Source organism: Streptomyces sp. NBC_00654 (genome assembly GCF_026341775.1).
Lineage (GTDB): Bacteria > Actinomycetota > Actinomycetes > Streptomycetales > Streptomycetaceae > Streptomyces.
Genome location: NZ_JAPEOB010000003.1, coordinates 1,083,366 through 1,095,925, shown reverse-complemented (window position 1 = coordinate 1,095,925; position 12,560 = coordinate 1,083,366). Strand labels below are relative to the sequence as shown.

Genomic DNA, 12,560 nt, shown 5'->3' with positions numbered 1-12,560 from the left:
GGCCCCGCCGGCCGGCTCCGTGAGGTCTCCGACGGGTCCCGCCGGGGGACCTGTGGTTTCTCTCCGACGGGTCCCGCCGGGAGACCTGCGGGACCTCCGGTGGGTCCAGCGGGAGACCTGCGAGACCTCCGGTGGGTCCCGGCGGGAGACCTGCGGGGTCCCCGTCCGCCCACACCGTACGCGCCCGCCGTCCGGGCCCACCCCGTGTGGGGCCCGGACGGCGGGCGGGGAGCCGGTGGCCCCTCTCAGCCGTGCAGGCGGCGCAGCACCCGGAAGGCGGCGAACACGGCCAGGGCGGCGACGGCGAGCAGGATGCCCGTCTCGACGAGCTGGAGGGGCCAGAAGTGGGAGGCCGGGTGGACATCGGTGAACGGGGTGACGCCACCGCGCTCACGCATGCACACGGACAGATCCCCGCCGGGCGTTCCCGCGCCGGCGCAGTCGTTCCAGTACACCGCCCTGCCGGAGGCGGTCAGCATGCCCGAGTCGATGAACCAGGCGAAGTCGTCCGGGCCCCGCTTCCCCGAGAGCCGGGCGACCGGCCAGAGGTGCTCGCGCAGCTGCGTCAGGGTCACGGCGACGGCGCCGACCAGGAGCGCGGTGATCCCCATGGCCGGCAGGGTGCGGCGTACGAGTACGGCGACGAGCGCGCCGAGGGCCACGGCCAGCAGGGCGTATCCGAGCGTGACCGGGCCGCTGCCCAGATAGACGCTGCCCTCGTACCAGCGCAGCCCCCAGGAGAACGGGTTGTGCTGGAGGCCCGTCCAGCCCCAGCGGTACACGGGCACCACCACGGCGGTCGCGGCCGTGGCCAGAACCACCGGGACGGCGATGCGCACGGTCAGCCACCGGGAGGGGGCCACCGACTGGGTCCACGCCATCCTGAACGTGCCGCTCTCCAGCTCCCGGGCGATGAGCGGGCCCGCGACGAGGATGCCGAGCAGTCCGGCGAGCAGCAGCGTCACGTTGCCGCCGTCGGCGAGGAACGTTTCGGCGCTGGTGCGTGCGTAGGTGGGCTGGTACACGTCGTCGCCGCAGGCGGTGATGTCCCCGTCGGGGCAGCGCTCCTGGCCGGACGCGGCCGCGACCCAGATCCGCAGTGCCACGACCGCCCCGATACCGAGCAGGAGCAGCGCGCCCGCCGTCCAGAGGGGGCGGCGGTGCACGCGGAGCAGGACGCGGACGGGGCCGGAGAGCGGGCCGTCGACGCGTGCGCCGCCAGGTGCGCCGGTGCGTGCTTCGTCGGCGTGCGTGCCGGGTGCGCCGGGCTTTCCGGGCTTGCCGGGTTCATGCCGGGTGAGGGTGCTCATGCCGAAGCCACCGCCTCTCGGGACATGGGGGCCGCCGCGCTCGGGGTGAGCAGCGGTGGGGCCTCGGGTGCGCGGAGGTGTGCGAGCAGCAGTTCCTCCAGCGAGGGTTCCGTGATGTCCCAGGCGGTGTCGTCCACCGGGCCCTCCTTCCGTACCAGTGCGGTGAGCTGACGCCCCGTCGTGCGCGATTCGATGACGGTGTGCGGGGCCAGGTCGCGGACCCGGCCGGTGAGCAGGGCGTGCGCGGTGACGATGTCCTCGGTCTCCCCGCCGAGGCGGATCCGGCCGCCGTCGACGAGCAGGAGGTAGTCGCAGGCGCCCTCCAGTTCGGTGAGGATGTGCGAGGACATCACGATGGTGGTGCCGTGCTCGGCGGCCTCGGCCATCAGGACCCCCATCAGCCGGTGGCGGACGAGCGGGTCGAGATCGGCCATCGGCTCGTCCAGCAGCATCAGTTCGGGCCGTTTGCCGAGCGCGAGGGCCAGCGCGAGCCGGGTGCGCTGACCGCCGGAGAGCGAGCGGACCCTCGCCTCCCCCGGGAGGTCCCCGACGACGCGTTCGGCGGTGTCCGGGTCCCAGGACGCGGGGTTCAGCGCGCGGCCCGCCCGCAGGGTGTCCCGCACCGTCAACTGCGGGTACAGCGGCTTCTCCTGGGCGACGTACGCGATCCGGTTCCGGGCCTCGACGGGGGAGGAACCCAGGACGCGCAGCGTGCCCTCGTCCGCCCCGCGCAGCCCGGCCGTCAGCGCGAGCAGTGTGGACTTGCCGGCCCCGTTGGGCCCGACGAGCGCGCAGACCCGTCCGGCGGGCAGCCGGAACGTGCAGTCGCGCAGGGCCCATCGGCTCTTTCGCCCGTACCTCGTACCGAGGCCGTCCGCCTCGATCGCAGCGCCTGTCATGAGTGCTGGTCCCCCTCGAATGTGCTGTCCAGTACGGCGGTGAAGAGCGCGATCGCGTCGTCCTTCTCCAGCCCGGCCTTCCGGGCCCTGCGCGTCCACTCGGCGAGTTCGGCGCGCAGGGGTGCTTCGGTGCCCGCCGCGGCGCTCCCGAGGGTCCGGCGGACGAAGGTGCCGAGTCCACGCCGGGCCTCCACCAGCCCTTCGCGCTCCAGTTCGCGGTAGGCCTTGAGCACGGTGTTCGGGTTGATGGCCGTCGCCTCCACCACCTCGCGGGCGGTGGGCAGCCGGTCGCCCGGTTCCAGGACGCCCAGACGCAGGGCCTGTTTGGTCTGCTGGACGATCTGGAGGTACGTGGCGACGCCGCTGCGCCGGTCGATACGGAACTCGACCGCTGCGGACTCTGCCATGTGCACCACCCTTTCACTAATTGAGTAGTGAAAGGGTGGTGGAAAGAAGGGGCGGCGTCAAGTGACGCCGCCCCTCGGTGTTCTGAGCCCCCGTCGGAGCCCGCCCCGTATGCCGGGACTTCATGCGCTTGGGCGCCCTGTACGCCGGGCCCCTGAGTGCCGGGACCCGTACGCCGGGGCCCCGTATGCCAGGACCCGTATGCAGGGACCCCGTATGCCGGGACCCGTACGCCGGGACTTCGTGTGTCAGGACCCGTACGCCGGGACTTCGTGTGTCAGGACTCCGTGCGGTACATCAGGTCCACCTCATGGGTGGTGAACCCCATCCGCTCGTACACCTTCAGCGCCGCAGGATTGTCGGCGTCGACGTAGAGCATCGCGGTGGGCAGCCCCTCGGCGGCCAGATGGCGCAGCCCGATCGCGGTGAGCGCCTTGCCGAGGCCGCCGCCCTGCGCGTCGGGCAGGACGCCGACGACGTACACCTCGCCGAGCTGCTCCCGCGCGTGCACCTTCGTCCAGTGGAAGCCGATGAGCGCGCCCGCGCGCTCGGCCAGGAAGAAGCCCTTCGGGTCGAACCAGGACTCGCCCTTGCGGTCGTCCAGGTCCCGCTGGGTCAGCGAACCCTGCTCGGGGTGGTGCGCGAAGGCGGCGCTGTTCACGGCGAGCCAGGCCGCGTCGTCCTGTCCGGGCACGAAGGTGCGGACGGTGACGCCCTCGGGCAGGACCGGCTCGGGGATGTCGAGGGGGATCAGTGTGCGCCGGAGCTGGCGCAGCTCGCGGAAGAGGGAGAGGCCGAGGACCTGGGCCAGATGCCGGGCGGCGGAACTGCCCCCGTGCGCCCAGGCCCGCAGCCGCTTGCCGGTCGCGGCGAGCAGTGCGGCGCCCAGGGCCCGCCCGTGGCCGTGGCCCCGGTGCGCGGGGTGCACGACGAGCTCGGCGGCCGGGGCCTCGACGGGGTCGGTGTCCTCCAGCTGGGCGTACCCGGCGAGGACGCCGGCGCTGGTCAGCAGGAAGTGGCGTACGCCCGCGCGGTGTCCGCCCCGGAGCTGGAGCCGCCCCTGCTCGGAGACCGCCTGCCTGCCGTCGGACCGGGCCGCCTCGCCGAGCAGGGCGAGAACGGCTTCGGCCTGTGCGGGGTCGAGTGCGTCGAGGGTCTGAATCTCGCGTCCGGGGGCGGGGAGCGGTACGTCAGTCGTCATGCGTACGAGCGTACGGCGGCGGGCGTGCGAGGCGACGGCACCGAGGGGAGATCCGGCGGTGGTTCCGGCGGTATATGGGGGCCATGTGGGCGCTATCGACCGATAGGGGAGGTTTCTGACGGCACGGCAACCAGCTCGTAACCTCGAACATCTGTTGCGCTACGCGCGTTGACCCTAGGCTGCGGCACGCAGGATTCACGATGTGACACCACAAGGGGACCGATGTCAGCGACTCCGCAGAAGAACCGTGCGTCCCGGCGGGTGCTCGCCGCCGCGGCCGGTCTGGCCACCGTGGGCGCGCTCGTCGCCGCGATGCCGGCCGGCGCCCAGGACCGGGGCAATGGCCACGGACATGGCCACGGGCACGGGCACAAGCCCCGCACCGTCGATGTGCAGCTGCTGTCCTTCAACGACCTCCACGGCAATCTTGAGCCCCCGGCCGGTTCCGCGGGCACGGTCTCCGAGACGCAGGCCGACGGCACGGTGAAGTCGATCCCCGCAGGCGGCGTCGAATACCTCGCCACGTCGCTGCGCGAGGCACGCGAGGGCAACCGCTACTCCGTCACCGCCGCGGGCGGTGACATGGTGGGCGCCAGCCCGCTGATGTCGGGGCTCTTCCACGACGAGCCGACGATCGAGGCGCTGAACAAGCTCGACCTCGATGTGACGGCGGTCGGCAACCACGAGTTCGACGAGGGCTCGGCCGAGCTGGCCCGCCTCCAGAACGGCGGCTGCCACCCCACCGAGGGCTGCTACGAGAAGGGCAAGAAGTTCAAGGGCGCGGACTTCCCCTACCTCGCGGCCAACGTGACGAAGGAGAAGACCGGCAAGCCGCTTCTCAAGCCGTACACGGTGTGGAAGAAGAACGGCGTCAAGATCGGCTTCATCGGGGTGACCCTGGAAGGCACGCCGAACATCGTCACCGCCAACGGCGTCAAGGGCCTGAAGTTCCACGACGAGGTCGAGACGATCAACAAGTACGCCAAGGAGCTGGACCGCAAGGGCGTCAAGTCGATCGTCGCGCTGATCCACGAGGGCGGGGCCCCCGCCTCGACCTCGTACAACTACGACTGCGACAGCCCCGGCGCCGGTGACGGCATCTCCGGGCCGATCGTCGACATCGCCAAGGGCATCACGCCCAAGGTGGACGCGCTGGTCACGGGCCACACCCACCAGGCGTACGTGTGCACCGTCCCGGACCCGTCGGGCAAGCCGCGCATGGTCACCTCGGCCTCCTCGTTCGGCAAGGTCTACACCGACACGACGCTCACCTACGACCGTCGCACCAAGGACATCGTCCGTACGTCGGTGAAGTCCGCGAACCACGTCGTCAGCCGGGACCAGGCCAAGGCCACCGACATGACGAAGCTGATCGCCCGCTGGAACGCCCTCGCGGCCCCCATCGCCAACAAGCCGCAGGGCTGGATCACCGCCGACATCAACGGCCGCGGCGCCACGGCCCCCGAGAAGCCGCTCGGCAACCTGATCGCCGATGCCCAGCTGGAGGGTCTGGCCCCGGCCGACAAGGGCGGCGCCCAGATCGCCTTCATGAACCCGGGCGGTATCCGCTCGGACCTGGTCCACAAGGCGTCCGGCAGCGAGGGCGACGGGGTGGTGACGTACGGCGAGGCGTTCACCGTCCAGCCGTTCACCAACATGATGAACGTGGTCGACCTGACCGGCGCCCAGGTGATCGAGGCCCTTCAGCAGCAGGTCAGCGGCTCCAACGAGGCCAGCCCGAAGATCCTCCAGGTCTCCCGGGGTCTCACCTACACGCTGGACCTGACGAAGACGGGCGCGGCCCGCGTGGCCGCCGACACCATCAAGCTCAACGGCGAGGCGATCGACCCGGCGAAGAGCTACCGGGTCGCGATGAACGAGTTCCTCGCGGGCGGCGGCGACGGCTTCGCGGCCCTCGGCAAGGGCACGAACAAGCTGGTCGGCGCGTCGGACCTGGACGTGTTCAACGCGTACCTGGCGGCCCACTCGACGGCGGCCGCTCCGCTGGCCCCGCCGGCCACGGACCGGATCACGATCGTGCAGTGACTTCCGTACGCGGGTGAGCGCGCGTGAGTGAGTGAGCGCGTGAGCGAGTGAGTACGCGGGTGGGGGCGGTGGGCCGGATGGCCCGCCGCCCCCACCTTCTTGGTCTCCGGACTCCGCGGCCACGACGTCGCCGGCACGGCCTACGGGCACGGCCTACGAGCGGGGCCTTACGGACGGGGGCCGCTCTCGATGCGGCCCTGCTCGACGAGGTGCTCGTAGGCGTCGGGATCCTCCAGGCCCTCCCCCTGAAGCAGGGCGACGGACCAGGGGATCGGGCACGGCGGCGCGTGGTCCGGGTCCGGGCACAGCATCGCGGAGATGCGTTCCTTGAGGTCCTCGGCCTGCTGCGGAGTGGCGTAGACGCCCAGCCGCACTTCGTACACACGGGGAGCTTCGGACATCGCTCGCGCCTTTCTGCCCGGGGACAAAAAAAGGGGGGCGATCCGGTCCGCTCCCCTTTTTTTTGACGTTACCAGGTGCGCTTCGCGTCGCAGTGGCGCTTGTAGTGCCCGGCCGGGACGGGGATGTTGCGCGCCGCGTCGTCGATGGCCGCCTTCTCGGTGTTGCCCGTGCCGTCGGCCCTGTCGTACCTGATCGCGTTGTTGTCGCTGATCCGCACGATCTGGCACTGCACCGTCGCATGCCAGACCCTCATGATCCCCACTGCGGCGGAGGCGCCGGGGACGGCTGAGGCGGTGGGTGCGGTGGGTGCGGCGGGGGCTGAGGCGGCGGGGGTGACGAGACCGCCGAGCGCGAGGGCCATGGCGCCGGCCACGAGCACGCTGCTGAGCTTCTTCATGAGGGTTCCTCCCTGACGATGCTGGTGCGGGAACACCCGACCGGCCCACCCCGGTGGCGGCGGCCCGGCGGTGCCTATCACGCTCGCATCCGCACGCGTCGGAACGTGCTCCCGCCGGGGCGGTTGGCAGCCCTCTGTCAGGTGTCTGCCGTCTGCCAGTCGGGCGACCGCGTCCTCCCGCCGCGAACCGCGGCTCCGGACTTCGCTACGTACCTGGCACAACCGGCAACGGTCGACAACCGGCAACGGTCGACAACCGACAACGGTCGACAACCGACAACGGTCAGGTAGGAGAACTCATGGCGCACGACACAGCCGACCCGCCCCTCGTGGGGCAGCGCGACAATCCGTCGCTGTCGACCGTGGTGGGGACCGAGCTCGCCCGCAACAAGAGGGGATTCGTCCTCTGGTACCACCTGCTCGCTCCCGTGATCATCACCATCCCGCTGTTCCTCGGCTCCCTGGGCTCCTCCGAGGCGAAGGCGGGGCAGACCTTCGAGGTCTTCCGCAATGTGACGCTGGAGTTCTGGGGCGTGCTGGTGCCGATGACCGCGGGCCTGGCCGCCGCGCTGTCGGTCCGCGCCGACCAGGACGCCTGGCGGCTCCTGCTGTCGTACGGGGTCCCGCGGGGGCGGTATTTCGTCGGCAAGGTGGCCGCGCTGGGTGTGCTGGGGTTCCTGTCCTCCTGCGTGCTGCTGGTGATGCTCTCGATCGGGGCGCTGATCAGCGGCGACTTCCCGGGCGGCATGGGCATGGTGGTCGCGGCGGTCTATCTGCCCTGGCTGGTGGGCCTGTCGATGACGGCGCTGGCCGTGCTGGTCTCGTTCGTGTGGGGGATGGGTCCCGGGATCGGCGTGGGCATCGCCGGGCTGCTGTGCGGCGCGCTCGTCTCGGACAAGGACTTCTGGTTCGCCGTCCCCTTCGCCTGGCCGATGCGGGTGGTGCTGCCCCTGGCCGGGATCGGACCGAACGGAGTGCCGCTGCCCGAGGGGAGCCCGGTCACCGCCATGTCCGCCATCCCGCTCGCCGTGGGACTGGCCGTCGTGCTGACGGCGGCCCTGCTGCTCATCGGCCGTGTGCACATGCAGCGAAAGGAGATCTGACCATGACCGTGTACGAATCCCGGCCGGAGACAGCGGCGCTGACGATCCGCGGGCTCAGCAAGCGCTACGGTTCCCGATACGCCCTGGACGGGGTGGACCTCACTGTGCGGGCGGGCGAGGTCTATGGACTCCTCGGACCGAACGGCGCCGGCAAGACGACGCTCATGAAGGCTCTGCTGGGACTCCAGCGGCCGACAGCGGGCACCATCGAGATCTTCGGCAAGCCGGTGGGACGGGATTCACTGGCGGACGTCGGGGCCCTGATCGAAGTCCCCGGCCTGTGGCCGACACTGACCGGTGACGAGACGCTGAGGGTGCACACGAGGCTGCGCTGTGTGCCCGAGGAATGGATCGAACCGGCGCTGCGCCTGGTGAAGATGACCGAGGCGCGCGGCCGGCGGGTCTCCTCGTACTCCCTCGGAATGCGGTGGCGGCTGGGCATCGCCGTCGCGCTGCTGGCCAAACCGCGGCTGATCGTCCTGGACGAGCCCACCAACGGACTCGACCCCGTCGGTATCCGGGAGATGCGCGGAATCATCCGCTCCCTGGCCGACGAGGGCGTCGCCGTCCTGATCGCCAGCCACCAGCTGGCCGAGGTCGCGCAGGTCTGCGACCGGGTGCAGGTGCTGTGCGACGGCCGCACCCGGTACGAGGGCCCGCTGGCCGGGCTGGCCGTCGACGGGGATGTGGAGGTCGGATTCTTCCGGCTGCTGGAATCAGTCGACGCGGGAATCCGCTGACCGCCCTATGGCCTCCGTGGACCGGCGGGGGCCATAGGGCGGGCCCTCACGCGGGCCATCGGCCCGGCCGGCGGCCGGACCGGGGAGCAGGAGACGCGGTGGCGGGTTCGGGCCGATGGCCAGAGACATCAGTTCGGTGCGGCTGCGGATGCCCAGATCGTCGTAGAGCTTGCGGATGCGGCGGTACATGGACCGCTCCGAGCAGTAGTAGGTGCGCGCGATCTCGGACACGGTCATCGAGGTGCGGAGCAGTCGCAGGAGGCCGGTGTCCGAGGTGGTGGCCGGGGCTGTCATGGCAGGCTGCGGTGGCCTGAGGTCGAGAGCGAACCGCTCGTCGTCGTGTCGTACGCCGATGTCCGGACATCGGTGTTCGGCCGCGTGCCGCGGCACATGGTCCCGGGCCGCTTCATCGCCGTGGGCATGCTGAGGGATTCCGTGCTCCTGGTGCCCCTCGTGCCCCTTGTGCCCCTTGTGTGCCTCGTGTTCGTCGTGGCCCTGGTGGTCGGCGTGGGCGAGATGGAGCCGGACGGCGGACATGGTCATGCGGTGCGCGCGCAATTGCGCGTACAGCATGTCGACCTGGCTCTCGCCGGGAATGGCGAGATTGAGCACGAAGCTCGCCCCCGAACGGATCGCGTAATACGTGCGATATCCCGTGACATCGTCGGTCACCGCGATGAGCAGGGACAACGGATGCCGTACCCGCACGGCGCGCAGCCCCTCGGCCTGGAACTCGCTGGCGACCGGTATGAGGACGGGAAGACAGAGCACCGTCCCGGGCGCGGTCAGACACGCGTCGTCCACGAAGTCGACGTGGTCCAGGCCGGAGCGGATGGTGCTGAGAGTGGCGGGTGGTGAGTCGAAGTGCTCCCTGAGCCCGGAATGGACCAGGACGTGCAGCTTGTCAGCGGTCGATGCGCGCTGTTCCAAGGTCGTGCCCCCGTGATTCTCGGTCGTGCTGGGCCCACGTCAGCTCACTCGTGGGCCCACTTTTCGTCGTGCGGTTCGTGCCTCTCGTGTCTTGTGTGCGCCGTGGTCGGGGTGAAGGACGGGTACACCCAGGAGATGTAACCGTCCCGGGTCGTTCATGAGGCGATTCCGCAGAGCTTCAGGGTCCTGCTGAGCAGCGGGCCGATGCTCACCGGGTCGCCGCCGTCGCCGGAGATCCGAACGGGCCCCAGGTCCGGGTAACCGGCGCTCTCCGCACGGTCGTTGAGCGCGTAGGTCGTTCCGTCGGGGACGGTGACGACCGCCTGGTCGCCCTCGCGGCACTCGGCCGTGGCCTGCTCGACCGTCAGCGGCCAGGTGTATCCGAGGTTCTTCTCGCTCATCTGCTGCTTGGTGGACGTGGGGCTCGGCAGCGGTACGGGAGTCTTGGTGGCCGGTTCGGCGCGGCCACCGCCCCCGCAGCCGGCCAGGCCGATCAGGGTCACTGCCGTCAGGGCCAGACAGGCCAGGGCGTGTGGGGACCGGGTGGTGGAACGCCGGGTGCTCGGGGTGTGCGGGGTGCGCGCGGTGTTCGGGGTGTTCGGGGTGTTCGTGGTCACGTGGTCACTGCCTCACTGTGGGTGGGTGCTGGGTCGCGCCGTCGGCGCGGAGCAGGGCGGCGTAGCCGTCTTCGAGTGACGGCTCGACGGGCCGGGCCCCGGCGGGCGGGGCGGTCGTCACGATGCGGTATTCGGTCCCCTCGGCACGGGTCACCGCGCTCACCACCTCGGCGCCCGGGGGCGGGCCGGTGTCCGGGCCGGTGGGCCGGTACACGAAGGTGCGCCCGGCCGCCTGACCGACCAGGTCGGTGGTGGTGTCGTGGAAGACCAGCCGGCCGGCCGCGAGCACGGCCACTTCGGGGCAGGTCTGGGCCACGTCGTCGAGGATGTGGGTGGACAGGATGACGGTGCGGCCGTGTCCGAGACCGGCGAGCAGGGTCCGGAATCGCATGCGTTCGTGCGGGTCCAGGCCGGTGGTGGGTTCGTCGATGATCAGCAGGGACGGGTTGCCCATGAGGGCCTGGGCGATGCCGACCCGTCGCTTCATGCCGCCGGAGAACCCGGCCAGCCGCTCGCCGGATCTTTCCTCCAGGCCGACTTCGGCGATCCGCGCGTCGACCTGACGTCGTCGTTCGCGCTTGTCGTGGATGCCCTTGAGCACGCCGATGTAGTCGAGGAACTCGCGTGTCGTCAGGTCGGGGTAGAGGGACAGCTCCTGCGGGAGGTAGCCCAGGGTGCGCTTGGCGGCGCTGAGCCCGGCGGTCGTCGACAGGTCGTGTCCGGCCACGTGCACCCGGCCGGAGGTGGGGCGCAGCACACCGGTGAGGATGCGCAGCAGTGTGGTCTTGCCCGCGCCGTTCGCGCCCAGCAGCCCCACGGTGCCGCTCTCGATGTGCAGGTCGACGGCGTCCAGCGCGCGGCGGCCGCCGCGGTGCACCTTCGTCAGTTGCTCGGTGGAGATGTTCATGAGGCTCCGTGTCGGCTGATGCGGGAGACGAGACGGCCCAGCGCGTAGCAGGCGGCGGCCGTCGCGAGGACGAGTGCGACGTTCACCAGTGCGGTGGTGTCGCTGACGGCGGGACGCAGGACTCCGGTGCCGTCCCGGGCCGCCCACACCTCGGGTGCGTGGGCCCAGGCGACCATCGGATAGCCGCCGAGCGGGGACAGCACGGTGCCGGTCACCGTGGGGATCGGCGAGAAGCCCGGCGGGAAGTGGCAGGCCCACAGCCACACCAGGGCCGTGACGGCCCGTGCGGCGGCCACCGGCAGCAGCACGCCGAGGAGCCCGGCGAAAGCGGTGGCCAGCAGTGCCGCGGGGAGTACGGCCGTCAGCAGCGATACCGCCGCCGAGCCCAGGGGCGTCGCGGAACCGGCGAGTGCCGAGACGACGGCGGCGTACGCCAGGAAGAGAACGGCGACCGGGGCGAGCGCGGTGAGCAGCGGTCCGGCCAGGGCGCCCGCCGTCCGCGCGAGCGGCCCTGCCGGGGTGGCGGCCAGCAACTCGGCGGTGCCGCGCGACTCCAGGCTCCGGCGCAGTCGGTCCGCGAGGGCGAGGCCGACTCCCAGGGTGCAGAAGGAGTTGACGAGCACGGCGGCGGCGCCGACCCGGGTCGCCGGGTCGGCGGAGCCGGTGACGACGGGGGACGTGGCGGCCAGGAGCAGACTGAGCAGGGCCAGCGGCAGCACCGCCCCCCACACGATCCGGCGGCGGGCCGCCATCAGGGCCTCGTACCGCAGGGTCCACAGCAGAACCATCAGGCCTCCTTGTCGCCGGAGTGCGCGCCGATGGGGCGGAGTCCGGCGCCGGCCCGGCCGCCGGAACCCAGCGTGCGCAGGGACGCCGCGGTCAGGCAGCCGCCGATCAGCAGCGCGGGCAGCGCCTGCCCGGCCCCGTCGGCCACCACCCGGTCGACCAGCAGCAGCTTGGCCAGCACCACCGCCACCACCAGCCCGGTGGCGGGTGCCGCCGAGCCGGACCGGACCGTCGCCCACACCGCGCCGCCGCTGAGCAGCACGGTCAGCCCGGCCAGATTGAGCAGGGTGCCGGGGAGGTCGAGGGGCTGTCCGGCGGCCGTCACCGTCGTCACCAGGGCGAGCGCGGCGACGGCCGTGACGGCGGTGGGCCAGGCGAGCCGGCGGGCGACGGTGCGGGGGTAGGGGGTGGGCAGGGAGAGATGCAGCTCCAGCAGCGGCTCGCGCGCCACCACCGCCGCACAGGCCAGAGCCGCCGCGGCGGGCAGCGCGCAGGAGAGCAGGGCCCGGCCGAGCACCGTGGCGCCGTCGAGGCCCACGGCCGCGACGCAGGCGAGGAGCGCCGCCAGGACGGGCAGGGCGACGGCCTGTTTCCCGCACCGGCGGACTTCGTGGGTCCACCAGGTAGCAGCGGTCATGTCGTGGCTCCTTTCGTCGCACCCACGCCGGCCCGGCGAGCGCGGCGTGACCTGCCGGTGGCAGCACACCCCGTACGTAGCGGAACGGCCACGAACGGTTCACGGCACCGGCCGGACGCTCCGGCGGGCCGGACGGCCGGACGGACGGACGGGGAGCCTTCCAGCCCGACTGCCCGCCGG

The 12,560-nt window shown here is 71.8% G+C and carries 14 protein-coding genes; 3 read left to right on the top strand and 11 right to left on the bottom strand.

Features of this window, described 5'->3' with window-relative positions:
• Nucleotides 1-245 precede the first annotated feature (245 nt).
• The 4 genes from OHA98_RS37410 to mshD all read right to left on the bottom strand — a co-directional run bounded on the left by OHA98_RS37410 (nucleotide 246) and on the right by mshD (nucleotide 3,815).
• Entirely contained in the window at nucleotides 246-1,310 is a 1,065-nt protein-coding gene (locus tag OHA98_RS37410) for an ABC transporter permease (RefSeq protein ID WP_266932316.1), read from the bottom strand.
• The gene (locus tag OHA98_RS37405; protein ID WP_266932314.1) at nucleotides 1,307-2,209 is read right to left on the bottom strand and encodes an ABC transporter ATP-binding protein; all 903 of its coding nucleotides are present in this window, start codon (nucleotides 2,207-2,209) and stop codon (nucleotides 1,307-1,309) included. The genes OHA98_RS37410 and OHA98_RS37405 overlap by 4 nt, the downstream gene beginning before the upstream one ends.
• A complete protein-coding gene (locus tag OHA98_RS37400) occupies nucleotides 2,206-2,616 on the bottom strand; it encodes a GntR family transcriptional regulator (RefSeq protein ID WP_266932312.1) in 411 nt (136 codons plus the stop codon). Before OHA98_RS37400 ends, OHA98_RS37405 begins: the two co-directional genes overlap by 4 nt.
• 275 nt (nucleotides 2,617-2,891) lie before the next feature.
• Complete coding sequence (gene mshD, locus OHA98_RS37395) at nucleotides 2,892-3,815, bottom strand: mycothiol synthase (RefSeq protein WP_266932310.1); 924 nt, start codon at nucleotides 3,813-3,815, stop codon at nucleotides 2,892-2,894.
• Between the two features lie 222 nt (nucleotides 3,816-4,037).
• Here mshD and OHA98_RS37390 point away from each other — a divergent pair, with 222 nt between their 5' ends.
• Nucleotides 4,038-5,861 (top strand): bifunctional UDP-sugar hydrolase/5'-nucleotidase, encoded by a 1,824-nt coding sequence (locus tag OHA98_RS37390; protein WP_266932308.1) that lies wholly within the window; start codon nucleotides 4,038-4,040, stop codon nucleotides 5,859-5,861.
• A gap of 167 nt (nucleotides 5,862-6,028) precedes the next feature.
• Here the strand turns inward: OHA98_RS37390 and OHA98_RS37385 are convergent, their stop codons facing one another.
• Together OHA98_RS37385 and OHA98_RS37380 are read right to left on the bottom strand one after the other, a co-directional pair.
• Entirely contained in the window at nucleotides 6,029-6,262 is a 234-nt protein-coding gene (locus OHA98_RS37385; protein ID WP_266932305.1) for a hypothetical protein, read from the bottom strand.
• A 68-nt stretch (nucleotides 6,263-6,330) separates the two neighbouring features.
• Complete coding sequence (locus OHA98_RS37380; protein WP_266932303.1) at nucleotides 6,331-6,660, bottom strand: hypothetical protein; 330 nt, start codon at nucleotides 6,658-6,660, stop codon at nucleotides 6,331-6,333.
• 299 nt (nucleotides 6,661-6,959) lie between these two features.
• Between OHA98_RS37380 and OHA98_RS37375 the strand changes: the two genes are divergently transcribed.
• Nucleotides 6,960-7,763 carry an ABC transporter permease gene (locus OHA98_RS37375; protein WP_266932301.1) on the top strand — a complete coding sequence of 268 codons (804 nt, stop codon included), beginning with the start codon at nucleotides 6,960-6,962 and terminating at the stop codon, nucleotides 7,761-7,763.
• Between the two features lie 2 nt (nucleotides 7,764-7,765).
• Nucleotides 7,766-8,503 (top strand): ABC transporter ATP-binding protein, encoded by a 738-nt coding sequence (locus tag OHA98_RS37370; protein WP_266932299.1) that lies wholly within the window; start codon nucleotides 7,766-7,768, stop codon nucleotides 8,501-8,503.
• On the opposite strand, the gene OHA98_RS37365 is transcribed toward OHA98_RS37370, so the two are convergent.
• The 5 genes from OHA98_RS37365 to OHA98_RS37345 all read right to left on the bottom strand — a co-directional run bounded on the left by OHA98_RS37365 (nucleotide 8,480) and on the right by OHA98_RS37345 (nucleotide 12,380).
• Nucleotides 8,480-9,433 carry a hypothetical protein gene (locus OHA98_RS37365; RefSeq protein ID WP_266932297.1) on the bottom strand — a complete coding sequence of 318 codons (954 nt, stop codon included), beginning with the start codon at nucleotides 9,431-9,433 and terminating at the stop codon, nucleotides 8,480-8,482. The two genes, OHA98_RS37370 and OHA98_RS37365, sit on opposite strands and share 24 nt — an antisense overlap.
• Before the next feature lie 155 nt (nucleotides 9,434-9,588).
• Nucleotides 9,589-10,050 carry a DUF2511 domain-containing protein gene (locus OHA98_RS37360; protein ID WP_266932295.1) on the bottom strand — a complete coding sequence of 154 codons (462 nt, stop codon included), beginning with the start codon at nucleotides 10,048-10,050 and terminating at the stop codon, nucleotides 9,589-9,591.
• Between the two features lie 4 nt (nucleotides 10,051-10,054).
• The gene (locus OHA98_RS37355) at nucleotides 10,055-10,957 is read right to left on the bottom strand and encodes an ABC transporter ATP-binding protein (protein ID WP_266932293.1); all 903 of its coding nucleotides are present in this window, start codon (nucleotides 10,955-10,957) and stop codon (nucleotides 10,055-10,057) included.
• Nucleotides 10,954-11,745: a hypothetical protein gene (locus tag OHA98_RS37350; protein WP_266932291.1), complete on the bottom strand. Its 792-nt coding sequence runs from the start codon at nucleotides 11,743-11,745 to the stop codon at nucleotides 10,954-10,956. Before OHA98_RS37350 ends, OHA98_RS37355 begins: the two co-directional genes overlap by 4 nt.
• Complete coding sequence (locus tag OHA98_RS37345) at nucleotides 11,745-12,380, bottom strand: hypothetical protein (protein ID WP_266932289.1); 636 nt, start codon at nucleotides 12,378-12,380, stop codon at nucleotides 11,745-11,747. Before OHA98_RS37345 ends, OHA98_RS37350 begins: the two co-directional genes overlap by 1 nt.
• Nucleotides 12,381-12,560 lie beyond the last annotated feature (180 nt).

What these genes read in the sequence shown, in the direction of transcription:
- OHA98_RS37410 (WP_266932316.1), bottom strand. Translation starts at nt 1,310, where the DNA reads ATGAGCACCCTCACCCGGCATGAACCCGGCAAGCCCGGAAAGCCCGGC.
- OHA98_RS37405 (WP_266932314.1), bottom strand. Translation starts at nt 2,209, where the DNA reads ATGACAGGCGCTGCGATCGAGGCGGACGGCCTCGGTACGAGGTACGGG.
- OHA98_RS37400 (WP_266932312.1), bottom strand. Translation starts at nt 2,616, where the DNA reads ATGGCAGAGTCCGCAGCGGTCGAGTTCCGTATCGACCGGCGCAGCGGC.
- mshD (WP_266932310.1), bottom strand. Translation starts at nt 3,815, where the DNA reads ATGACGACTGACGTACCGCTCCCCGCCCCCGGACGCGAGATTCAGACC.
- OHA98_RS37390 (WP_266932308.1), top strand. Translation starts at nt 4,038, where the DNA reads ATGTCAGCGACTCCGCAGAAGAACCGTGCGTCCCGGCGGGTGCTCGCC.
- OHA98_RS37385 (WP_266932305.1), bottom strand. Translation starts at nt 6,262, where the DNA reads ATGTCCGAAGCTCCCCGTGTGTACGAAGTGCGGCTGGGCGTCTACGCC.
- OHA98_RS37380 (WP_266932303.1), bottom strand. Translation starts at nt 6,660, where the DNA reads ATGAAGAAGCTCAGCAGCGTGCTCGTGGCCGGCGCCATGGCCCTCGCG.
- OHA98_RS37375 (WP_266932301.1), top strand. Translation starts at nt 6,960, where the DNA reads ATGGCGCACGACACAGCCGACCCGCCCCTCGTGGGGCAGCGCGACAAT.
- OHA98_RS37370 (WP_266932299.1), top strand. Translation starts at nt 7,766, where the DNA reads ATGACCGTGTACGAATCCCGGCCGGAGACAGCGGCGCTGACGATCCGC.
- OHA98_RS37355 (WP_266932293.1), bottom strand. Translation starts at nt 10,957, where the DNA reads ATGAACATCTCCACCGAGCAACTGACGAAGGTGCACCGCGGCGGCCGC.
- OHA98_RS37350 (WP_266932291.1), bottom strand. Translation starts at nt 11,745, where the DNA reads ATGGTTCTGCTGTGGACCCTGCGGTACGAGGCCCTGATGGCGGCCCGC.
- OHA98_RS37345 (WP_266932289.1), bottom strand. Translation starts at nt 12,380, where the DNA reads ATGACCGCTGCTACCTGGTGGACCCACGAAGTCCGCCGGTGCGGGAAA.